Raw genomic sequence first — 19,669 nt, forward strand, 5'->3', positions numbered from 1 at the left:
CCTACCTGAAATTATCGGCGTAAGCCTGCAGCTTGAGGCGCTTGGGCGGGGTCGGCATCACACGCGCGGGGATGCCGTACTGCGCGGCGTAGGCCTGCGCCTCCTCCTTGCTCGGGAAAGTCAGTTGAACCTGCGCCTGCGTGTCGCCGCTGCCGGTCCAGCCCATCAGGGGGTCGGGCCGTCGGGCCTCCGACTGCTCGAATTCGAGCACCCATTCGCTGATCCGGGCCTTGCCCGACTGCATCGCGCTTTTCGGTCGCTGGAAGATACGTGCTGACATTCGTCTAATGACCCTCAATCGCCGGGCGCGGGCCATCCGGCCCGCTGGCTGCGCAGCAGTGGCCGCGCCGCGCGGTCGCGCTGGCGGGTCCCCTGCGGTGACCCGTCTTCCGGTAAGTCATTCGCCGGTTTTTGAAAAGGCGTTCTTCGTTTTCAGGCTCGGCTTCTCGGCCCAGGGTTCGTCCGGCCAGCGGTGTTTGGGATAGCGCCCCTTCATGTCCTTGCGCACATCGGCCCAGCTTCCGCGCCAGAAGCCGGCCAGGTCGCGGGTCGCCTGGATCGGTCTGCCTGCCGGGCTGGTCAGCTTAAGCAATAGCGGCGTGTCGCCGATCATGGGATGTCGTTCCAGCCCGAACAGCGCCTGGACCCGAACCTCGACCGAGGGCGCGTCTTCGCCGGTATAATCGATGCTGTGGCTGGTCCCGGCGGGGGACGAAAACGCGCGCGGCGCCAGCCGATCGAGCCTTTGGCGCGTATCCCAGTCGAGCAGACTGAGCGCGGCCTCGGCGTATCGCCCCGCACCCACCTTTAAGTCCCGCCGGCCATGCAGCAGCGGAGCGAGCCAGAGATCCGCCTGTTCTACGAGAGCCTGATCGGACAAGGCGTCCACACCGGCGAACTTCGCGCGGGCGAGCAGATCGGGAGGCAACAGCGTCCCCAGCCGTTCCACTGCCTTTTCCACAAGCATATCCACCATGGCCTTCGGATCGGGTGCCTCGTCGGGACCGCTTGCGATCACGATCGCACCAAATCGCCTCTCGACCCTTGCTTCGATCCGCCCTTCCTTTTCATTCCAGCGCAGGATGCGGCGAGTTTCGATCCGATGGGCCAGTCCCTGCTCGACATCGACGGGTTCGAGCGCAAGCGCTGCGGTAATCCGCGCGCCCTTCGCCTGACCTTGCGCATTGCACACCACCAGCCATTCCGCGCGCGCCAACGGCGATGCAGGGTCGAGCACATAGCCGCGCCCGCCGGCGCTCAGCCAATGTTCGCCGGATGGATCGCGCCGCTTCGCGACCCTGTCCGCCAGTCCATGAGCCAAGGCCAGCGCCGGGCTTCCTGCCTGCGTGGGTTCGACCAGCCGCTTCGCAAGCGCCGCCCAGCGGGCCGCCAGCTTGCGGCTCGCCTCCGCGCGCCCGCCCCGCTCGCCGTTCCAGCGAGCCAACCGGGCAGCCAAGTCCTCGCCGCGTCCGCCCAGCCCGCGTTCCTGCGCCAGCAGGGCGAGCCGCGCGACATCCTCGGGGCAGCCCATTTCGGCACCGTGCAGCACGGCCGCGGCCATCGGCGGGTCGAGCGGTAATTGCGCGATGCGCTCACCCAGCGACGTTATCCGTCCCTCGGCGTCGAGCGCACCCAACTCCGCCAGCTGCTTGCGCGCTGCTTCCAGCGCGGCGGCAGGCGGCGCATCGAGCCATTGCAGCGCACTCGCATCGACCGAGCCCCAGCGCGCCAGATCGAGCACCATCGGCGCCAGGTCGGAGGTCTCGATTTCCGGCGCGTCGAAGGTTGGGCGCCCCGCATGTCCGGCCTCTTCCCACACACGGTAGGCGATGCCGGGTCCCTGACGCGCCGCCCGCCCAGCCCGCTGCGCCGACGCGGCTTGGCTTGCGCGCACCGTTTCCAGATGCGTTGTTCCCGCCGCGCGATCAAACATCGCCCGGCGCGCGAGACCACTGTCTACCACGACCGAGACACCATCGAGCGTGAGCGAAGTCTCGGCAATGGCGGTTGCGAGCACGATCCGCCGCCGTCCGTCGGGATCGCGCCGGATCGCCGCCCGCTGCGCCGCAGGCTCCACCTGCCCGTGCAGGGGCAGCACAAGGGCATCCTTCAGCCGCATCTCCACTCGCTCGCGCACCCGTTCAATTTCACGAACGCCCGGAAGAAATGCGAGAATGTCGCCCTCCTCTGCGCGCCAGGCTCGCGCAATCGCACCCCCCATTGCCTCCTCGATCCGCTGCGAAGGATCCGAGCCAAGCCATTCGATCCGCAGGGGAAAGCTACGCCCCTCGCTCTCGATCGCCGGTGCATCGCCGAGCAGGCTTGCGAAGCGTGCGCCGTCGATGGTGGCGGACATCACCAGCAGGCGCAGGTCGGGCCGCAGCACGACTTGGCTTTCGAGCGCCAACGCAAGACCAAGATCGCTGTCGAGGTGCCGCTCATGCGCTTCGTCGAACAGGACGCCAGCGACGCCCGGCAGTTCGGGGTCGTCGACGATCCGGTTCACGAAGATCGCTTCGGTCATGACGGTTACGCGCGTCTTCGCGGAGCGCTTCGTGTCGAGCCGGGTTGCGTAGCCGATCGTCTCGCCCGCTCGCTCGCCGAGCAGTTCGGCCATCCGCTCCGCCGCCGCGCGCGCCGCGACCCGGCGGGGACTCAGGAGCAGGATTTCGCCGTCGCACCACGGCTCCCCAAGCAGCGCGGGTGCCACCGCGGTGGTCTTGCCCGCCCCCGGTGGCGCGACCAGCACGGCGTTCGGACCATCGCGCAAGGCAGCGAGCAGTTCGGGCAGTACGGTGTGTATCGGGAGTTCGCTCATACGCGAATCGCCGGCGTGGGAGGCGGCCTCAATAGCCCCGCGAGACTGCGAACTGGACCGCCTCGATCATCGCGCGACGGGCCTGCCCGTCGGGGAAAATCGCCAGCGCATCGGCTGCCCTCTGCGCGAAATGCCGGGCGCGCTCGCGCGTGTCGATCAGGCAATCGTGCTTTGCGATCAGCGACACGGCATGGTCGAGATCGCTATCCGAGCTGCGATGACCCAGAATCGCGCCGCGCCAGAATTCGCGCTCTTCCTCGTTGCCGCGCGAATAGGCCAGAATGACCGGCAGGGTCATCTTGCCCTCCCTGAAATCGTCTCCGCGATCCTTGCCCATTTTCGCCGCGTCGGAATCATAGTCGATCGCGTCGTCGACCAGCTGGAACGCAATGCCCAGATTGCGCCCGTAATCGTCCAGCGCCCGCTCCTCCGCATCGTCGCATTCCGCAACGACGGCGGCGATCCGGCTGGCGGCGGCGAACAGCGCGGCCGTTTTCGCGCCGATGATGTGGAGGTAACGCTCCTCGCTCGTCTCGATCCGGCGCTGGGCGGAAAGCTGTGCGACCTCGCCCTCGGCGATGACCGCACTTGCGCCGGAAAGGATTTTGAGAACCTTCAGGCTGCCATCTTCCGTCATCAGCTCGAAGCTACGGCTGAAGAGAAAGTCGCCGACCAGCACGGTGGCGGGATTGCCGAAGATGATATTGGCTGCCGCCTTGCCCCGGCGCATCTCGCTGCCGTCGACCACGTCATCGTGCAGCAGGGTCGCCGTGTGAATGAACTCGACCGCGGCGGCCAGCTTGTGATGCCGGTTCCCCTGATAACCGACCAGTTCGACAGCCGCGAGCGTCAGCATCGGGCGCAACCGCTTGCCCCCACCGGCGATCAGATGTCCGGCAAGGCGCGGAATCAGGGGAATTTCGCTCTGCATCCGATCGAGAATGACGGCGTTGACGGCGTTCATGCCGCTCGCGGTCAGCGCCAGCATCGGATCGAGTGTCGGCGCGCTCTCGCCATCGGGCTGGCGCAGGGGAATTATCTCGGCACTCATTGCAGCGCGGCAATGGGCTGCGCGTGGCCGCTTGGCAAGGTGCGAATTGCTGCTAGCAAGGGGGCGACATGGCCAGAAACCCGACCGACACCGCTGCGCCGCAAGCGCCCGCCGCCGAGCCCGATCCGGTCCTGGCGGGCTATCGCCGGTCGATCGACAATATCGACGCAGCGCTGATCCACATGCTCGCCGAACGTTTCCGGATCACGCAGGCGGTGGGGGAGTACAAGGCAGGCGCCGCATTGCCGCCAGCCGATCCCGGCCGCGAACGGGATCAGATTGCCCGCTTGCGTAGATTGGCCGAAGAGTCTCATCTCGATCCGGAATTTTCGGAAAAATTTCTGCGTTTCATCATCGAGGAAGTCATCCGCCACCACGAACGGGCACGCGACCGGAACGTCTGAAGCGCGACTTTCGCACCCCCTGCGACCGTAGGTATCGCTGCCGGGAAACTCAGTCGCTATAGGTACGGTTGCGGTGATCGTACCGGCGATCGTCGTGGCGGTGACGGTCGGACCGCTGCCCGCGATAGTCGCTCCAGTTCTCCCGATATCGGTAGTCTCCACGAGGGCGGCGGGACATCCAGTAATCCCGCTGGCGATCGTTCCACCGGTATCGGCGTCCGCGATTGTCGTACACGTGATCTCCGGCACCGGGATAGTAATAGCCGCTGTAGTATCCGTAATACGGGGTCTGAGCATAACGATCGTCATAGCCCCGACGGTCGTCATATCCGCCCCGGCCATAATAGCCGTCAGAGTAGTATCCGCCCTGATAGCCATAGCGATCGTATGTAGAACAGGCGCCCAGCGATAGTGCAGCGGCGGCGGCCAGCGTAGCCGTGATGATCGGACGGGTCATAGGTTTCTTCTCGCTTCCGGGCCGCTTGCACGACTTCAATGAGATTTTAACAAATAACACCTTACAAAGTTGAGCGTTCCCTAACGGCCACCCCCGACATCGCCCGGAGGGGGAGCGGCACAATTCGAAAGCGGCTTATTCCCCACAGCAGAGCTGTCATGACCTCTTCCTCAGAAACGCTCCTATCCGTCGAGGCGCGCCGATCGGTCCGGGTATCGCTGGACTATGCCGCGCAGCTGGTTACCCGCACCGGAACGGTCCTGTGCCGTATCGACAACATGTCTGCCAAAGGGGCCCTGCTTACCCCGCAGAAAGAGCTCGAACTGGGCGACTACGCGCTGTTGCAATGCGATATCCTGGATATGCTGGTCGAGGTGATCCGCCACGAGGAGGATGCCATTGCCGTGCGCTTCCTGGAGGACCTGGACGGCCGCGACCTGGGTGACGATCCGGCAGCGCAAGCGCGCGCCAGTACCAACCGCCGCTTCTTCCGGCTGACCGTAGCCAGCGCAAAGCATAAGGGCTGAGCGTTCAGGCCCGCGGCAGGCTGAGACGGACCAGCAGCCCGCCTAGGTCTTCGCTTTCCCCAAGCGCCACGGAACCGCCGTAGATTTCGGCCACGTCGCGCACGATGGCGAGCCCGAGGCCGGTGCCCGGCTTGCCGGTATCGAGCCGCGCGCCGCGATCGAAGATGCCCTCGCGCCCGGCCTCCGGGATGCCCATTCCATCGTCCTCGACCCATACCACGCACGGACCGCCCGGCCCTTCCGCATCGAGAGTAACGAACACGCTGCCACCACCATACTTGGCCGCGTTCTCGACCAGATTGCCGATGATCTCGTCCAGATCCTGCCGCTCGATCGCCACGCGCGCGGTCTTGTTCCCGGCCAGATCGAAACGGACATCGGGGTATAGCCGTTCGACCGCGCGACACACCGCCTGGGCGCTTTCGCAAACCGGGGTCTGCGCATGCCCCACCGCCCGCCGACCGACGGCGCGCGCGCGAGCGAGATGATGGTCGACATGGCGGCGCATCGTGCGCGATTCGCGCACGACGGTCTGCGCCAGATCGGGTGCCTGCGCGGTCGCGGCGTTGTTGATCACGGTCAGTGGCGTCTTCAACGCATGGGCGAGATTGCCGGCGTGGGTGCGCGCCTCTTCCGCCTGCCGCTCCGAATGGGCGAGCAACGCGTTCAGCTCGTCAACCAGGGGCTGCACCTCCAGGGGCAGCGGTTCGGTGACACGGTTGCTGCCGGTGGAACGTATCTTGGCGATCGCGGCGCGAACCCGGCGTAGCGGCCTCAATCCGTAATAGGCCTGCAGCACGGCCATGACGAACAGGCCGAGGCCCAGCACCGCGAAACTCCACACCAGGATCGAACGGATGCGGCGAATCTGCGCGTCCAGATCGTTGCGCGCCGAAGCGACCGCGAAGGTCCACACCGTATCGCTGTCGGGCAGCACCACCTGACGTTCCACCACGCGCAGCGGTTCGTTGGGAAACTGATCGCTGTTGTAGAAGACCGGATCGTCGCCCGGCTGCCCGCCGCGAACCTCCAGATTGCGATCCCACAGGCTGCGGCTGGGGTAGCTTTCCTTGCCAGGTCCGGAAATCTGCCAGTACCGCCCGCTATCGGGCTCCAAGAACGTCTGGTCGCCCAGCGTACGGTAGAACCGGACATCGCCGTATGGATCGATTTCCGCCGAGGCGATCAGCGCGGTCTGAACATATTCCAACTGCTCGTCGAAATTGGATTGGACCTGGCTGGTCAGCGTGCGCTCCAGCGCGATACCGCCGCCGAGCAGCAGGACCACGATCCACGCAGCGGAGATCAGCATCATGCGCTGGGCAAGGCTGCCCGTATTGGCCGCGTCTCGCGGCCCCGACGATGTCATCGCCCCGTTATCGCCTCCTGCAGCCAAAGCGCGGGACCACCCTCGGTCAGGCGCGCGGACTGTCTTGGGGATCGTCGAGGCTGTAACCCAGCCCACGGATGGTCGTGATCACCTCCGCACCCAGCTTCTTGCGGATGCGCGTCACGAACACCTCGATCGTATTGGAATCGCGATCGAAATCCTGGTCGTAGATATGCTCGATCAGCTCGGTGCGGCTGACGACCTTGCCCTTGTGATGCATCAGGTAGCTGAGCAGCTTGTATTCCTGCGCCGTCAGCTTGACCGGTTCGCCCTTCAGCGTGACCCGGCCCGAGCGCGTGTCGAGACGTACGTCTCCTGCGATCAGTTCGCTGGAGGTGTTGCCAGAGGCGCGGCGGATCAGCGCCCGCAGGCGCGCGATCAGCTCCTCGGTCTGGAACGGCTTGGCGAGGTAATCGTCCGCCCCGGCGTCCAGCCCGGCAACCTTGTCGCTCCAGCTGTCGCGCGCGGTCAGCACCAGCACCGGGAAGGTTCGCCCTTCCTTGCGCCACATGCCCAGCACGGTAAGCCCGTCGATCTCCGGCAGACCGAGATCGAGGATCACGGCATCGTAATCCTCGGTCGAGCCGAGGAAATGCCCATCCTCGCCATCGGTGGACAGGTCCACCGCGTAGCCGGTCTGCTCCAGCGTGCTCTTGAGCTGCTGGCCCAGCGTCGGTTCGTCTTCGACGATCAGAATGCGCATATGCGGATAGGTCCCCCGTTACGATGACGCGCCCTTTGGCGCTCTTTCGGACAACGCGTCAATCGCGGCCCGGTTTCAGCGCGATCGGCGCAACACCCGGCCTGTGCGCGCGTCGACATCCACGAAGATGACATGACCGTCCTGAATGAACTTGAAGCGATAGGCCATGGCGCTGGAATCGTAATCGCCCGCCAGATACTCCACGCAATTGTCGGCCTTGCTCTCGTCCCGTCGCCGGCAGATCGGTTTGCCGATCGCGGCGAAGGCGGCGTTTTCCAGGGTTCGCCGGGGCAGGATATTGCCCGCGCGCATTTCCTTGCGCGCCTCGTCCTGCGCACTTGGCGGCTCGGCACCGAACGAAGGGGCGACCGACGTGAGCGCAAGCGCGGCCACCAGCGAGAGGAAGAGGACAATTTTCATCGTTCTGCCGCGCTAGCTTACACGCATTGAATACGTTGTGAATGGGCGCAAGTGGTAGCGTTCACACTTGCGCCCGATCCGCTCACTTCACCATTTCATAGGTAAGGCTGACATTCACCCCCGTACCGACGACGCCGGGCTGAACCGGAGCTTTTTCCGCACTTACCCTACTGGCTGTCGCCATCACCGGGCGCGGCGGCTGAGGGCCGTTGCCGGTAATGGATTCGCTCACCTGCAGCAGGCGGACGTTGGAATAGCCGGCGAAGCGGGCGTATTCGAGCGCCTGGCGCTGCGCCCGTTCCAGTGCGCTTTTCCGCGCCGCGGCCTTCGCCGCCGTGTCGTCATCAACCGAGAAATCGGGTCCGGAAAGGTCGGTCGCCCCTGCCGCGACGAGCGCGTCCAGCACCTCGCCCGCGCGCTGAATCTGGCGCAGCTTCACACTGACGCGGTTCGACGCCTGATAGCCGCGGAACACCTGTCGCTGGTTCTGCTGATCGTAATCGTATTGCGCGTTCAGATTGATGCCGGTCGTCTGGATGTCGCGCTCGGCCACGCCCAACGCCTTGATCCGGTCGATGACCTTCTTCATGTCCGCCGAATTCTGTCGCAGGGCGGCGACCGCTGTCGGAGCCATCGTGGAGACCCCTGCGCCGATGGTGACGATATCGGGCTCGACCTCGACCTGCTCGTAAACCGACAGCTCTATCACCGGGTTCGTCGTCTGGATCGTGACGTCCGCGGCGGCGGCGGGTTGAGCGACGGCGGCAACCGTCATCGCGGCGGCAGCGAGGGGCAGAACATAGCGCATATCGGGTCGTCTCCTTGGAAAACTGATGCGGCCAGAAGAGCCGCGCGGCGATTACGCGCGGCTGAACCGGCTTGTTCCGCGAAGGCAGCGCGCCTACCTCGCGCCACCTATGGCACAGCCCCCCATTCTCTCGCTCGAAGAAATCGGCCTGCAACAGGGCGGTCGCTGGCTGTTCGGCGGGCCAAGCCAGGACCAGTTGTCGCTCCATGTCGGTCCGCGCGACCGGCTCGCGCTGATCGGGCGCAACGGAGCGGGGAAGACCACGCTGTTCCGCCTGATCAACGACCGGATCGAGCCCGATCGCGGGATCCGCAAGGTGAAGCCAGGCACGCGCATCGTGCTGCTGGAGCAGGACCCGGACGTCGCCCGTTTCGACACCCTGATGGATTTCGCGCTGGATGGCGAACATGCCCCGGCCGAGCACGAGGTGGAGGCAATCGCCGGCCAGCTCGGCATCGACATGAGCCGCAAGGCAGCGGGCGCCAGCGGCGGGGAGCGGCGGCGCGCGGCGATCGCGAAGGCGCTGGCGCAGGAGCCCGACCTGCTGTTGATGGACGAGCCGACGAACCATCTCGACCTCGCGGCGATCGACTGGCTGGAAAGCTGGCTCGACCGCTACAAGGGCGCGTTCGTCGTCATCAGCCACGACCGCACATTCCTGAAGCGCCTGACCCGCGCTACCCTGTGGATGGATCGCGGCACCATGCGGCGCAAGGAGGTCGGTTTCGGTGGCTACGAGGCGTGGGAAGAGCAGGTCTATGCCGAGGAAGCGCGCGCGGCTGAGAAGCTCGACGCGAAGCTGAAGATCGAGGCGCACTGGCTCGAGCGCGGCGTCACCGCGCGGCGCAAGCGCAACCAGGGCCGACTGGAGGCGCTGCACAAGATGCGCGCGGCACGGGCCGCGATGATCTCCGATGCGGGGGCCGCCAAGCTGAAGCTGGCGGTGGAGGAGGATTTCAAGTCGAAATCCGTCATCGTCGCGGAGAATATCACCAAGTCGTATGGCGATCGCACGATCATCAAACCGTTCAACCTGCGCATCCAGCGCGGCGACCGGATCGGTGTCGTCGGATCGAACGGCGCGGGCAAGACCACGCTGCTGAAACTGTTGACCGGCGAACTCGCGCCCGACAGCGGGACGGTCGAAATCTCCAATAAACTCAGCGGGGTGATGATCGACCAGCAGCGCAGCGTGATGGAGCCCGACCGCACCGTGCGCCAGGTTCTGGCCGAAGGCAGCGACTGGATAGATGTGCGAGGAAATCGCAAACATGTCCAAGGATATCTCAAGGAATTCCTGTTCGACCCCGGCATCGTCGATACCAAGGTCGGCATCCTGTCGGGCGGGGAGAAGAGCCGCCTGCTGCTGGCCCGCGAATTCGCCCGGAAATCCAACCTGCTGGTGCTGGACGAGCCGACCAACGATCTCGATCTCGAAACGCTCGACCTGCTCCAGGAGGTGATTGCCGATTACGAGGGCACGGTGCTGATCGTCAGCCACGACCGCGACTTCCTCGACCGGACGGTCACGCTGACGCTGGGCCTCGACGGCAGCGGCAAGGTCGATGTCGTTGCGGGCGGCTACGAGGACTGGGAGCGCAAGCGACAGGAGCGCGTCACCGCCAACAGGAAAACGGCACCGTCGACCTCCGGGAACAGCGCCCCGCCCCCACCACCGGCCCCGGCTGCGAACAAGCTCTCCTACAAGGACCAGCGCGACTACGAAATCCTGCCCGCGCGGATCGAGGAGTTGGAAGCCGCGATCGCCAAGGGTGAGACGATCCTGTCCGACCCCGATCTCTACACCAGCGATCCACAGCGCTTCGCCAATATTTCCAAGGGCGTGGAGAACGCGCGGCAGGAGAAGGACGCGGCCGAGGAACGCTGGCTGATGCTGGCGGAGCAGGTCGAGGAGGCGTGAGCGGGGACCCGGCCGAACAGCTGACGGGCGAAATCCGCGCGTGCACCCTGTGCGCCCCGCATTTGCCGCTGGGGCCAAAGCCGATCGTGCAGTTTTCCGCCACCAGCCGGATCGCGGTGATCGGGCAGGCCCCGGGGCGGATCACGCACGAAACGGGCCTCGCCTTTGACGACAAGTCCGGCGTTCGGCTCGCCGAATGGCTCGGCGTCTCGTTCGAGACGCTGCACGATCCGGCGCTGTTCGCGATCGTATCGATGGGTTTCTGCTACCCCGGCAAGGCCAGCGGCGGGGACAAGCCGCCCCGCCCCGAATGCGCGCCGACCTGGCACGAGCGCGTGTGGCGTACCCTCGAGAACATCGAACTGACCGTGCTGGTCGGCGCCCACGCGCAGGCGGCGTATCTCCCCGAAACGAGGCGCTGGCGCATGGCGGACCGGGTGGAGCGGTTCCGCGAATTCCTGCCCCGCTACATTCCCCTGCCCCACCCCGCATGGCGCAGCACACTGTTCATGCGCGAGCATCCCTGGTTCGAGGGCGAAGTGCTCCCCGCACTACGGAAACGGGTCGCCGAGTGTCTCCAAACGGCCACCTGACCGCCCCGCTTTCGTCACAAACCCCTTGCCCCCACCGCCCGCAGCGCCGATGTAGCGACCGCATGAAACGGCATACAACCGAAAGCGGGGGTGTCACGCGCATCCAGCAATCCGTCTTGACCCGGTCGGAACGCGCGGTGCTGAACTGGCTCTGCCCCCGCCTGCCGCAATGGGTAACGCCCGACGTGCTGACCTGGCTGGCGCTCTTTTCCGCGCTGGTGATCGGCGTGTCCTATGCGCTCAGCACCTTCGACCCGGCCTGGCTGTGGGTCGCAGTCGGCGGGTATTTCGTCCACTGGTTCGGCGATTCCCTGGATGGGAGCGTCGCGCGATGGCGCGGGATAGAGCGGCCTCGCTACGGCTATTTCATAGACCACAGTTGCGATTGCCTAGGCTCGCTGCTGATGGTCGGCGGGCTGGGCCTCAGCCCCTACATTACGATGAACTATGCGCTGCTGGGGGTGATCGGTTACCTGCTGCTCGCCGCCTATACCTTCCTGTTGGCGAAGGCGGGGGGCGAGTTCGAGCTTACGCATGGCGGGATCGGGCCGACGGAAATCCGCGTGTTCCTGGTCGCGCTGACCATCAGCATGTATTTCGCCGGACCGATGGCCAACGTCCTGGGGCCTCTCAGCCTGTTCGACCTTGTCGCCATCGGCGTGGCGGGATTGATGATGGCGGTGTTCCTCGTCCAGCTCGCGGTGACTGCGCGCAAGCTTGCGCGCCGCGATCACCGCGAACGTGTGGGCGCGATTACCCGCTGATCCGGTAGAAGTCCGCGACGCGTTCCAGCGCGAGCCGCAACACCAGTTTCCCGCTGCGCGTAGGCCATGCGAGCGCCCGTTCGGCATCGGGCAGGCTCTCGCAGGCGCATACCACCCGCCACAGGATATCCTCCAAACCGCTGCCCGCTCGCGCGATCGCACCGTCGAACCGCAGCTTCGCCGCCAGCTGGCGCTCGCTTGGCGACAGGCCGGCATCGGAGCCGCCCCGAATACGGACCGGGTCCCAGCGCATCGTCACCGAGGGCGCTAGTTGCGCGCGCTAGTAATCGGCGCGCAGCCGCTCGCCCGCGTCGAACAGCCGGTCGTCGAGGTGACCGCGCGCGTGCAGCCAGGCGAGCGGCGATTCCGCAGCGTTGACCGCGACGCTGCGCCGACCGGCGCGGGCCGCTCCGCCGCGTCGCGGACCCTCTGGCGTGAGATCTCGTTCGACGATGTGGCGTTTCATGGCGCAGCGTTCTCCTGTGGGGTCCAACCGGCGCGCCCTTGCCAAAGCGATCCGTGTGTAGGAAAGCGATTTTACCAAAACGGTTAGGGGACAGCGCTATGATCAACCGTATTCGCGCCATTCGCAAGGACAAGGGCTGGACGCTGGCGGAACTGGCGGCGGCTTGCGATCCGCCGACGACGGCGCAGACGATCGGTCGGCTAGAGACCGGTACCAGGAACATTTCCCTCGTCTGGATGGAACGGATCGCGCAGGCGCTCGGCGTGGATCCCGAAACCCTCGTACGGTCGGAGGGGCGTGACGCGCCGATGATCGTGGCCGAGCTCGGCCCGCGGGGGCCGGAGGCGCTGGCCCAGCCGAGGGAGGCCGTGCAGGCGGGAACGCTCGGCGGCGACGGCCCGCTCACCGTCCTGGCGGTCCACGCGGCAGTCGGACCCTATCTGCCCGGCGACCAGATCTGGCTGCGCCAGCTGGCGCCGGAGGACGCGAGCCGCGCGATCAACCGCGACGTGCTGGTGCCGCGCAAGGGTGGACGCTTCGCGTTCGGGCGGCTGATCGACCGACAGGGCGGACTGGTCGGCCTGTTGCCCCCGGGGGCCGGGGAGAAGCAGGAAGTCGTCAACGATCCGCCGTGGATCGCAGTGGCGGAGACGCTGGTTCGCAAACTGTGAAGCGGGTCCTGTCGCTCTCCGAACTCGATCCCAGCAGTTCCCTACCGCGCTTCGCCCCCTTCGTCGCCCGCTCGCTCGAAGGGCTGACGGCGCGCGGCGACTGGGGTGTCACGGTGGTCAGCCCGCTGCCGGTGCCGCCGGTGCTGTTCGGCAGGTTTCGCGGACAGACGCGCGGCGCGACCGATGGTTTAGAGCCCGGTGTGAAGTCCATCGACCCCAGTTCCGCATCCTGCCCGGCATCGGCGGGCGCTGGAACCCGATGCTGATGGCCCTCGCGGTCCTCTGCCGCTCGTCCGTCGCATCGCTGCGCCGGCCCTTCCACACGCCGCCTATTACGACCGGATCATCAGGGGATAGCTATCCCCCGCAACCCACTATCGAAGATCAGGCGCCGCGTTCGCGGGCAAGCCGCTCCTGCTTGTCCGCCGTCCCCTCCTGCGGAACGAAACTGTTGCTGTTCACGCCCAGCCAGATGAGGATCGGCGCGGCCATGTAGATCGAGCTGTAGGTACCCACGAAGATACCCAGCGTGATCGCGGCGGTCAGGCCGAACAGGCTGGCGGGGCCGAAGATCAGCAGCGGGATCAGTGCGACCAGCAGCGTCAGCGAGGTCATTACCGTGCGGGCCAGCGTCTCGTTCACCGACAGGTCGAGCAGCTCGGGCAACGGCATCTTGCGGTATTTCTTCAGGTTCTCGCGGATGCGGTCGTACACGACGATGGTGTCGTTCAGAGAATAGCCGATGATGGCCAGGATCGCGGCGATGATCTGCAGGCTGAATTCGAGCTGGAACAGGGCGAACATGCCCAGCGTCAGCGAAACGTCGTGCGCCAGCGCGAACAGGCCGCCCACGCCGAACTGCCATTCGAACCGCACCCAGATGTAGAGCGCGATGGCCAGCATCGCGGCGAGCAGCGCATAGACCGCCTTCTCGCGGAACTCGCCCGCGACCTTGCCCGACACGGTGTCGTTGCCGTCGCGGCGCACGCCGGGATAGGTCTTGCCGATCGCGGCAATCACCTGCTCGCCCACCGCGTTCGCGCCGCCTGGGGTGTTTTCCACCGATTCGGGCAGGCGGATGCGGATCGAAACCTGGTTGGGTTCGCCGAAACGCTGGATCACCGGATCGCCGTAACCGAGCCCGCCGACCAGATCGCGCAGCTCGCCGATCGGGGCTTGCTGGCGCTGCTCGAAGGTCAGCGTCACTTCCTGGCCGCCCGCGAAATCGACGCCGTAATTGAGGCCTTTGGTCAGCACCAAGGCCCAGCTCGCCGCCATCAGGATCAGGCTGACGACGTAGAACGGCACGCGCCATTTCAGGAAATGGATGTTGGTGTTGTCGGGGACGAGTTTCAGCAGTTTCATCGGTTCTCTCCCGCCCTCAGACGTACAGCTCGGTCGGGCGACGTTTGCGGATGTAGCCGGCGACCCACATGCGCGTCATCGTGACGGCGGTGAAGACACTGGTGAACAGGCCGATGATCAGCACCACGGCAAAGCCACGGACCGGACCGGAGCCGAAGATGAACAGCAACACGCCGGCAATGAAGTTGGTGATGTTCGCGTCGTAGATCGCGCGGCTCGCTTCCTTGTAGCCGTTCTCGACCGCGGCGACGACGCGCCGCCCCCGCTTTCGCTCTTCCCGGATGCGTTCGTTGATCAGCACGTTGGCGTCCACCGCCGCGCCGATGGTCAGCACGAAACCGGCGATGCCGGGCAGGGTCAGCGTGGTGTTGAGCACCGCCATGATGCCCAGGATCATGACGACGTTCAGAACCAGCGCCGCCGTCGCATACACGCCGAACCGGCCATAGGTCACGATCATCAGCGCGACGACCAGGAACGAGCCGATGCCCATCGCGACCAGCCCCTGACGGATCGAGTCCGCGCCCAGATCGGGGCCGACGGTGCGCTCCTCCACCACCGCCAGATCGACCGGTAGCGCGCCGGAACGCAGCGAGATGGCCAGCGCCGCCGCGCTTTCCACGGAGAAGCTGCCGGAGATACGCGCCGAACCGCCCAGGATCGGCTCGTTGATGTTCGGTGCGGACAGCACCTGCCCGTCGAGGATGATGGCGAAGGGCTTGCCCACGTTCTGCTGCGTCAGTTGGGCAAAGCGCGCCCCGCCCTGCTGGTCGAACTGGATGTTGACGACCGGTTCGTTGGTCTGCGGGTCGAAGGTCTGCTGCGCGTTGATCAGGTTGTCGCCGCGAATGCCGCCCAGGCGACGCACCGCGAGCGATTGCCCCTCCTGCGCGCTACCGGCGGCGAAGGGCACGATCTGGCTGCCTGCCGGGGCGATGCCCTGCTGGATGTCGGACGGTTTCGCGTTCTGGTCGACCAGCCTGAATTCGAGCCGCGCGGTCTGGCCCAGCAGCGCCTTGAGCTGCGCCGGGTCCTGCAGGCCCGGCACCTGCACCACGATGCGGGTATCGCCCTGCCGGATGATCGTCGGCTCTCGCGTGCCCAGTTCGTCGATACGCTTGCGCACCACCTCGGTCGCGCTGTCCATCGCCTGGCTGACCGCGTTGTCGAGGCCCGATTCCGTCGGGGTCAGGACGACGCGGCTGGTGTCGACCACGCTCAGGTCCCATTCTCGGGTCATGCCCTGCCCGTTCATCAGCGGGGTCAGGACTTCGCGCGCGCGATCGATATCGGCGCTGTTCTCCAGCATGAAGCTGAGCCGGCCGCCTTGGGTCGAGACGTCGCCGATGCCGATCGCGGGCTCCGCATCGCGCATCGCGGTGCGCACCGCCTCTTCCATGTTCTGGAGCCGCTGGCGGGCGACTTGCTTCGCATCCGCTTCCAGCAGGATGTGGCTACCGCCCGCGAGGTCGAGGCCGAGATTGACGGTCGGGTCCGGCAGCGAGGCGGGCCAGCGCGTGCCGGTGAGGGACGCGAGCGAGGGCACCGCGGCGAGCATCACCAGGATGGTGATCGCCCATAGCCAGATCTTCTTCCAGCGCGGAAATTCGAGCATTGGCGTGGTCCGTCCGTCAGTCGTTCGCGGGCTTGCCGCCCGGCTGGATCACATCGCCGATGGTCGCGCGCACGGCCTTGACCCGCACGCCCTGCGCCAGTTCGACTTCGACATAGTCGTCGTCGACTTTCACGATCCGGCCGAGCAGACCGCCCGCGGTCACAACCTGGTCCCCCTTTTTCAGGCCCTGAACCTTCGCCTGATGCTCCTTCTGCCGCTTCATCTGCGGACGGATGATCAGGAACCAGAAGATGAGGCCCATCGCGACGAGGGGGAGAAACTGCATCCACCCCGGCGGGGCGCCTGCTGCGGCAGTGAGAAGAAAGGACATTCGCGTGTTCAGCCTGTGACGGTATGCAAAACGGCGCGAGCCCCCCACCCCGTTATCTCGGATGCGGGCCCCGCGCTGGCCCCCGCGTGATACGAAAGCCGTTCGACGCCGCGCGCCTAGCAACATTGCCGCACGGTAGCAATCTGTCCGTGCGTGGGGGGCGTGAAGGGGGGACCGCGCGCCAATGCGAGGCAGCGCTTGCCATGCCGAGAACCCGCCCCTATAGGCGCGCCTCCACTGCTCGGGACGTAGCGCAGCCTGGTAGCGCATCACACTGGGGGTGTGGGGGTCGCTGGTTCGAATCCAGTCGTCCCGACCAGTGGATTTCCCCTTACGATACCACGAGAGCCACCCACCGCACGGCGGGATGGCCGAACTTCGTGCGCGCGGCGAACCTGCCCGTCGTTTCCTACCCCGTTTTCCTACACCAACCTATTTGGTTATTCCGGCGACCCCTTGGAAACCAGAGAAAGGTTGAAGCAATGCCGATCATCGAATCGCTCATCGGTCCGGTCGCGTCCATCATCGATCGCATCATCCCCGACAAGGACGCGCGCGAACGCGCCAAGCTTGAACTCCTCCAGCTGCAGGGCACGCAGGAATTACGCGTGTTCGAGGCGCAGCTGTCGGCGATCGTCGCGGAGGCGAACTCGCACGATCCGTGGACAAGCCGGGCACGGCCGAGTTTCCTCTATGTCATGTACGCGCTCCTGCTCTTCGCCATGCCGATGGGCATACTCGCGGCGTTTACGCCCGGCACCACGCGGGCCATTGCGGATGGCATGAACGCCTATCTCAACGGCCTGCCGGAACCGCTCTACGCCCTCTTCGGCACCGGCTATCTCGGCTACACCGCCATGCGCCAGTGGGGTAAGGTGAAGGGGGTCGAGAAATAGCCCCAGAACACTGTTCCATGTGTTCCATCGTGTAGGATTCGCCTGCGATTTTGGAGCGGCCTCCCGGTCCGGCGCTTGCACCCCGCGCCGGACCGGGTAAGCCCCCACCATGGACACTGTCTTCATCCTCAACGGCCCCAATCTCAACCTGCTCGGCACGCGCGAGCCCGATATCTACGGGCACGAGACGCTCACCGATCTGGAGGCGCGGTGTCACGAGGCAGGCGAGCGGCTCGGCCTCGCCGTGGACTTTCGCCAGACCAATCACGAAGGCGTGCTGGTCGACTGGCTGCACGAGGCGCGCGAGGCGAAGGCACGGGCCGTAATCCTCAATGCCGCGGCCTATACCCACACCTCGATCGCCCTCCTCGATGCAATCAAGGCCATCGGCGTCCCGGTGATCGAGGTTCACCTTTCCGACCCCCGTCAACGCGAGGAATTCCGCCACCTCTCCTATGTGGGCATGGGGGCCGTGCAAACCATTCAGGGGCGCGGGGGCGATGGCTATATCGAGGCGCTGGAACATGCCGCAACGCTCTGACCCCCCTTGCAAGCGAGAGCGGTGCCGCGCATACGCGGGCGCTTCCAAGTAATCGAAGGACGTACATGGCTGATACCAAGCGCTCTTCCGGCCGCAAGCCCGGCATGGATGTGGATGTTGACCTGGTGCGCGAACTGGCCGAGCTGCTCGCCGAAACCGGGCTGAGCGAGATCGAGGTCGAGGACGGCGATCGCAAACTGCGGGTCGCGCGCGGCGGCGCCGTACAGAGCTACGCGCCTCCTGCGCCGATGGCACCCGCGCCGCAGGCCGCTCCCGCGGCTTCCGCGCCTCCTCAGGCTGCCGAAAGTGGAGCCGACGCTGCGGCGGCGGACATCGCCGGCGCGGTCAAGTCGCCCATGGTCGGGACCGTCTATCTCGCCGCCGAACCGGGTGCGGCCGACTTCATCTCGGTCGGCCAGTCGGTGAAGGAAGGGGACACGCTCGTCATCGTCGAGGCGATGAAGGTGATGAACCCGATCACCGCCGACCGCTCCGGCACGGTGAAGCAGATCCTCGTCGCGAACGCCCAGCCGGTCGAATTCGACCAGCCGCTGGTCGTGATCGGCTGACGCGGGAAGACCCATGGCCATTTCCCGCATCCTGATTGCCAATCGCGGCGAGATCGCGCTGCGCATCCATCGCGCGGCGAAGGAGATGGGCATCGAGACGGTGGCAGTGCATTCCACCGCCGATGCTGACGCGATGCATGTCCGGCTGGCCGACCATGCCGTGTGCATCGGCCCGCCGCCCGCGACCGACAGCTATCTCAACATCGCCAATATCATCTCGGCGGCCGAGATCGCGCATGCCGACGCGATCCACCCCGGCTACGGCTTCCTGTCGGAAAACGCGAAGTTCGCGGAGATCGTGGAGGCGCACGACATCACCTGGATCGGGCCGAAGCCCGAGCATATCCGGACCATGGGCGACAAGGTCGAGGCGAAGCGCACCGCCGGCAAGCTGGGCCTGCCACTGGTGCCCGGCAGCGACGGGGCCGTGTCCGAGGTCGAGGAGGCGCGCGCCATCGCGGCCGAGATCGGCTATCCCGTCATCATCAAGGCGGCGAGCGGCGGCGGCGGCCGCGGGATGAAGGTGTGCGAGAGCGAGGACACGCTCGAAACGCTGATGAAGCAGGCGGGCAGCGAAGCAAAGGCCGCCTTCGGCGACGCGACCGTCTATATCGAGAAATATCTCGGCAATCCGCGCCACATCGAATTTCAGGTGTTCGGCGACGGACGCGGCGGCGCGGTGCATCTGGGCGAGCGCGACTGCTCGCTCCAGCGTCGCCACCAGAAGGTGCTGGAGGAGGCCCCCTCCCCCGTCATCTCCGCCGTGGAACGCGCGCGCATGGGCGAGGTCTGCGCCAGCGCGATGCGCGACATGGGCTATCGCGGTGCGGGCACGATCGAGTTCCTGTGGGAAAACGGCGAGTTCTACTTCATCGAGATGAACACGCGCCTGCAGGTCGAACATCCGGTGACCGAGATGATCACCGGCATGGACCTGGTGCGCGAACAGATCCGCATCGCCGATGGCAAGGAGCTGTCCTGCAAGCAGGAAGACATCCGCTTCGAAGGCCACGCCATCGAATGCCGGATCAACGCCGAGGACCCGTTCACCTTCGCGCCGAGCCCGGGGAAGGTAAGCGCCTATCACGCCGCGGGCGGCATGCATGTGCGCGTCGATAGCGGGCTTTATGCCGGCTATTCGATCCCGCCCTATTACGACAGCATGATCGCCAAGCTGATCGTCTATGGCCGCACCCGCGAACGCTGCATCATGCGCCTGAAGCGCGCGCTGGAGGAAATGGTGGTCGAGGGAGTGAAGACCAGCATCCCCCTGCACGAAGAACTGCTGCGCCAGCCCGACGTGCTCGACGGAGCGTATTCGATCAAATGGCTGGAGGAATGGCTGAAGGAGCGTTAAAC

The 19,669-nt window shown here is 65.9% G+C and carries 22 protein-coding genes, 1 tRNA gene and 1 pseudogene; 12 read left to right on the forward strand and 12 right to left on the reverse strand.

Features of this window, described 5'->3' with window-relative positions:
- Nucleotide 1: 1 nt before the first annotated feature.
- The 3 genes from MKP08_RS13035 to MKP08_RS13045 form a co-directional block, all read right to left on the reverse strand.
- Nucleotides 2-280, reverse strand: coding sequence for an ETC complex I subunit (locus MKP08_RS13035; RefSeq protein WP_241554191.1), 279 nt, complete (start codon nucleotides 278-280; stop codon nucleotides 2-4).
- A gap of 117 nt (nucleotides 281-397) precedes the next feature.
- Nucleotides 398-2,818, reverse strand: coding sequence for an ATP-dependent helicase HrpB (gene hrpB / locus MKP08_RS13040; RefSeq protein WP_241554192.1), 2,421 nt, complete (start codon nucleotides 2,816-2,818; stop codon nucleotides 398-400).
- 28 nt (nucleotides 2,819-2,846) lie between these two features.
- A complete protein-coding gene (locus MKP08_RS13045) occupies nucleotides 2,847-3,869 on the reverse strand; it encodes a polyprenyl synthetase family protein (protein ID WP_241554193.1) in 1,023 nt (340 codons plus the stop codon).
- A gap of 68 nt (nucleotides 3,870-3,937) precedes the next feature.
- On the opposite strand from MKP08_RS13045, the gene MKP08_RS13050 reads away from it, so the two are divergent.
- Nucleotides 3,938-4,273: a chorismate mutase gene (locus tag MKP08_RS13050; RefSeq protein WP_241554194.1), complete on the forward strand. Its 336-nt coding sequence runs from the start codon at nucleotides 3,938-3,940 to the stop codon at nucleotides 4,271-4,273.
- 49 nt (nucleotides 4,274-4,322) lie between these two features.
- On the opposite strand, the gene MKP08_RS13055 is transcribed toward MKP08_RS13050, so the two are convergent.
- Nucleotides 4,323-4,730 carry a hypothetical protein gene (locus MKP08_RS13055; RefSeq protein ID WP_241554195.1) on the reverse strand — a complete coding sequence of 136 codons (408 nt, stop codon included), beginning with the start codon at nucleotides 4,728-4,730 and terminating at the stop codon, nucleotides 4,323-4,325.
- A 158-nt stretch (nucleotides 4,731-4,888) separates the two neighbouring features.
- Between MKP08_RS13055 and MKP08_RS13060 the strand changes: the two genes are divergently transcribed.
- Nucleotides 4,889-5,257 carry a PilZ domain-containing protein gene (locus tag MKP08_RS13060; protein ID WP_241554196.1) on the forward strand — a complete coding sequence of 123 codons (369 nt, stop codon included), beginning with the start codon at nucleotides 4,889-4,891 and terminating at the stop codon, nucleotides 5,255-5,257.
- A gap of 4 nt (nucleotides 5,258-5,261) precedes the next feature.
- Here MKP08_RS13060 and MKP08_RS13065 read toward each other — a convergent pair whose 3' ends face one another.
- The 4 genes from MKP08_RS13065 to MKP08_RS13080 all read right to left on the reverse strand — a co-directional run bounded on the left by MKP08_RS13065 (nucleotide 5,262) and on the right by MKP08_RS13080 (nucleotide 8,578).
- Nucleotides 5,262-6,626: a HAMP domain-containing sensor histidine kinase gene (locus tag MKP08_RS13065; protein WP_241554197.1), complete on the reverse strand. Its 1,365-nt coding sequence runs from the start codon at nucleotides 6,624-6,626 to the stop codon at nucleotides 5,262-5,264.
- Nucleotides 6,627-6,672: 46 nt separating this feature from the next.
- A complete protein-coding gene (locus tag MKP08_RS13070) occupies nucleotides 6,673-7,350 on the reverse strand; it encodes a response regulator transcription factor (protein ID WP_215227722.1) in 678 nt (225 codons plus the stop codon).
- 75 nt (nucleotides 7,351-7,425) lie between these two features.
- On the reverse strand, nucleotides 7,426-7,770 hold the full coding sequence (locus MKP08_RS13075) for a PepSY domain-containing protein (RefSeq protein WP_241554198.1): 345 nt from the start codon (nucleotides 7,768-7,770) through the stop codon (nucleotides 7,426-7,428).
- A gap of 82 nt (nucleotides 7,771-7,852) precedes the next feature.
- Nucleotides 7,853-8,578: an SIMPL domain-containing protein gene (locus MKP08_RS13080; protein ID WP_241554199.1), complete on the reverse strand. Its 726-nt coding sequence runs from the start codon at nucleotides 8,576-8,578 to the stop codon at nucleotides 7,853-7,855.
- Between the two features lie 109 nt (nucleotides 8,579-8,687).
- On the opposite strand from MKP08_RS13080, the gene MKP08_RS13085 reads away from it, so the two are divergent.
- The 3 genes from MKP08_RS13085 to MKP08_RS13095 all read left to right on the forward strand — a co-directional run bounded on the left by MKP08_RS13085 (nucleotide 8,688) and on the right by MKP08_RS13095 (nucleotide 11,856).
- Nucleotides 8,688-10,499: an ABC-F family ATP-binding cassette domain-containing protein gene (locus tag MKP08_RS13085; RefSeq protein ID WP_241554200.1), complete on the forward strand. Its 1,812-nt coding sequence runs from the start codon at nucleotides 8,688-8,690 to the stop codon at nucleotides 10,497-10,499.
- Nucleotides 10,496-11,092 (forward strand): uracil-DNA glycosylase family protein, encoded by a 597-nt coding sequence (locus MKP08_RS13090; RefSeq protein ID WP_241554201.1) that lies wholly within the window; start codon nucleotides 10,496-10,498, stop codon nucleotides 11,090-11,092. Before MKP08_RS13085 ends, MKP08_RS13090 begins: the two co-directional genes overlap by 4 nt.
- A 62-nt stretch (nucleotides 11,093-11,154) precedes the next feature.
- Nucleotides 11,155-11,856 (forward strand): CDP-alcohol phosphatidyltransferase family protein, encoded by a 702-nt coding sequence (locus tag MKP08_RS13095; protein WP_241554202.1) that lies wholly within the window; start codon nucleotides 11,155-11,157, stop codon nucleotides 11,854-11,856.
- Here MKP08_RS13095 and MKP08_RS13100 read toward each other — a convergent pair.
- Nucleotides 11,846-12,322: pseudogene (locus tag MKP08_RS13100) on the reverse strand (DUF6456 domain-containing protein). The gene MKP08_RS13095 and the pseudogene MKP08_RS13100 overlap by 11 nt on opposite strands.
- Before the next feature lie 98 nt (nucleotides 12,323-12,420).
- Here MKP08_RS13100 and MKP08_RS13105 point away from each other — a divergent pair.
- Both MKP08_RS13105 and MKP08_RS13110 read left to right on the forward strand, forming a co-directional pair.
- Complete coding sequence (locus MKP08_RS13105) at nucleotides 12,421-12,993, forward strand: helix-turn-helix domain-containing protein (protein ID WP_241554203.1); 573 nt, start codon at nucleotides 12,421-12,423, stop codon at nucleotides 12,991-12,993.
- Nucleotides 12,990-13,259: a hypothetical protein gene (locus MKP08_RS13110; RefSeq protein ID WP_241554204.1), complete on the forward strand. Its 270-nt coding sequence runs from the start codon at nucleotides 12,990-12,992 to the stop codon at nucleotides 13,257-13,259. Before MKP08_RS13105 ends, MKP08_RS13110 begins: the two co-directional genes overlap by 4 nt.
- Nucleotides 13,260-13,377: 118 nt before the next feature.
- On the opposite strand, the gene secF is transcribed toward MKP08_RS13110, so the two are convergent.
- The 3 genes from secF to yajC are packed head-to-tail and all read right to left on the reverse strand — an operon-like array spanning nucleotide 13,378 to nucleotide 16,259.
- Nucleotides 13,378-14,358 (reverse strand): protein translocase subunit SecF, encoded by a 981-nt coding sequence (secF, locus tag MKP08_RS13115; RefSeq protein WP_241554205.1) that lies wholly within the window; start codon nucleotides 14,356-14,358, stop codon nucleotides 13,378-13,380.
- A 16-nt stretch (nucleotides 14,359-14,374) separates the two neighbouring features.
- Nucleotides 14,375-15,973, reverse strand: a complete 1,599-nt coding sequence (gene secD / locus MKP08_RS13120; protein ID WP_241554206.1) for a protein translocase subunit SecD — start codon at nucleotides 15,971-15,973, stop codon at nucleotides 14,375-14,377.
- 16 nt (nucleotides 15,974-15,989) lie between these two features.
- Nucleotides 15,990-16,259 (reverse strand): preprotein translocase subunit YajC, encoded by a 270-nt coding sequence (gene yajC, locus MKP08_RS13125; RefSeq protein WP_241554207.1) that lies wholly within the window; start codon nucleotides 16,257-16,259, stop codon nucleotides 15,990-15,992.
- A 287-nt stretch (nucleotides 16,260-16,546) separates the two neighbouring features.
- Here yajC and MKP08_RS13130 point away from each other — a divergent pair.
- The 5 genes from MKP08_RS13130 to accC all read left to right on the forward strand — a co-directional run bounded on the left by MKP08_RS13130 (nucleotide 16,547) and on the right by accC (nucleotide 19,667).
- Nucleotides 16,547-16,623: transfer RNA gene (locus tag MKP08_RS13130), tRNA-Pro, on the forward strand.
- Nucleotides 16,624-16,786: 163 nt separating this feature from the next.
- Complete coding sequence (locus MKP08_RS13135) at nucleotides 16,787-17,200, forward strand: holin family protein (RefSeq protein WP_241554208.1); 414 nt, start codon at nucleotides 16,787-16,789, stop codon at nucleotides 17,198-17,200.
- Nucleotides 17,201-17,309: 109 nt separating this feature from the next.
- Nucleotides 17,310-17,741: a type II 3-dehydroquinate dehydratase gene (locus MKP08_RS13140; RefSeq protein ID WP_241554209.1), complete on the forward strand. Its 432-nt coding sequence runs from the start codon at nucleotides 17,310-17,312 to the stop codon at nucleotides 17,739-17,741.
- 65 nt (nucleotides 17,742-17,806) lie between these two features.
- The gene (gene accB / locus MKP08_RS13145; RefSeq protein WP_241554210.1) at nucleotides 17,807-18,310 is read left to right on the forward strand and encodes an acetyl-CoA carboxylase biotin carboxyl carrier protein; all 504 of its coding nucleotides are present in this window, start codon (nucleotides 17,807-17,809) and stop codon (nucleotides 18,308-18,310) included.
- A gap of 13 nt (nucleotides 18,311-18,323) precedes the next feature.
- Nucleotides 18,324-19,667, forward strand: coding sequence for an acetyl-CoA carboxylase biotin carboxylase subunit (gene accC, locus MKP08_RS13150; RefSeq protein ID WP_241554211.1), 1,344 nt, complete (start codon nucleotides 18,324-18,326; stop codon nucleotides 19,665-19,667).
- The last annotated feature ends 2 nt before the right edge of the window (nucleotides 19,668-19,669 follow it).

The sequence above is a fragment of the Erythrobacter sp. LQ02-29 genome, assembly GCF_022576075.2.
Taxonomy (GTDB): domain Bacteria; phylum Pseudomonadota; class Alphaproteobacteria; order Sphingomonadales; family Sphingomonadaceae; genus Alteriqipengyuania.

Coding starts and splice junctions, on each gene's coding strand:
- MKP08_RS13105 (WP_241554203.1), top strand. CDS start 12,421: ATGATCAACCGTATTCGCGCCATTCGCAAGGACAAGGGCTGGACGCTG.
- MKP08_RS13060 (WP_241554196.1), top strand. CDS start 4,889: ATGACCTCTTCCTCAGAAACGCTCCTATCCGTCGAGGCGCGCCGATCG.
- MKP08_RS13140 (WP_241554209.1), top strand. CDS start 17,310: ATGGACACTGTCTTCATCCTCAACGGCCCCAATCTCAACCTGCTCGGC.
- accC (WP_241554211.1), top strand. CDS start 18,324: ATGGCCATTTCCCGCATCCTGATTGCCAATCGCGGCGAGATCGCGCTG.
- MKP08_RS13045 (WP_241554193.1), bottom strand. CDS start 3,869: ATGAGTGCCGAGATAATTCCCCTGCGCCAGCCCGATGGCGAGAGCGCG.
- MKP08_RS13135 (WP_241554208.1), top strand. CDS start 16,787: ATGCCGATCATCGAATCGCTCATCGGTCCGGTCGCGTCCATCATCGAT.
- MKP08_RS13050 (WP_241554194.1), top strand. CDS start 3,938: ATGGCCAGAAACCCGACCGACACCGCTGCGCCGCAAGCGCCCGCCGCC.
- secD (WP_241554206.1), bottom strand. CDS start 15,973: ATGCTCGAATTTCCGCGCTGGAAGAAGATCTGGCTATGGGCGATCACC.
- accB (WP_241554210.1), top strand. CDS start 17,807: ATGGCTGATACCAAGCGCTCTTCCGGCCGCAAGCCCGGCATGGATGTG.
- MKP08_RS13085 (WP_241554200.1), top strand. CDS start 8,688: ATGGCACAGCCCCCCATTCTCTCGCTCGAAGAAATCGGCCTGCAACAG.
- MKP08_RS13055 (WP_241554195.1), bottom strand. CDS start 4,730: ATGACCCGTCCGATCATCACGGCTACGCTGGCCGCCGCCGCTGCACTA.
- MKP08_RS13075 (WP_241554198.1), bottom strand. CDS start 7,770: ATGAAAATTGTCCTCTTCCTCTCGCTGGTGGCCGCGCTTGCGCTCACG.
- MKP08_RS13070 (WP_215227722.1), bottom strand. CDS start 7,350: ATGCGCATTCTGATCGTCGAAGACGAACCGACGCTGGGCCAGCAGCTC.
- yajC (WP_241554207.1), bottom strand. CDS start 16,259: ATGCAGTTTCTCCCCCTCGTCGCGATGGGCCTCATCTTCTGGTTCCTG.
- hrpB (WP_241554192.1), bottom strand. CDS start 2,818: ATGAGCGAACTCCCGATACACACCGTACTGCCCGAACTGCTCGCTGCC.
- MKP08_RS13035 (WP_241554191.1), bottom strand. CDS start 280: ATGTCAGCACGTATCTTCCAGCGACCGAAAAGCGCGATGCAGTCGGGC.
- MKP08_RS13080 (WP_241554199.1), bottom strand. CDS start 8,578: ATGCGCTATGTTCTGCCCCTCGCTGCCGCCGCGATGACGGTTGCCGCC.
- MKP08_RS13095 (WP_241554202.1), top strand. CDS start 11,155: ATGAAACGGCATACAACCGAAAGCGGGGGTGTCACGCGCATCCAGCAA.
- secF (WP_241554205.1), bottom strand. CDS start 14,358: ATGAAACTGCTGAAACTCGTCCCCGACAACACCAACATCCATTTCCTG.
- MKP08_RS13065 (WP_241554197.1), bottom strand. CDS start 6,626: ATGACATCGTCGGGGCCGCGAGACGCGGCCAATACGGGCAGCCTTGCC.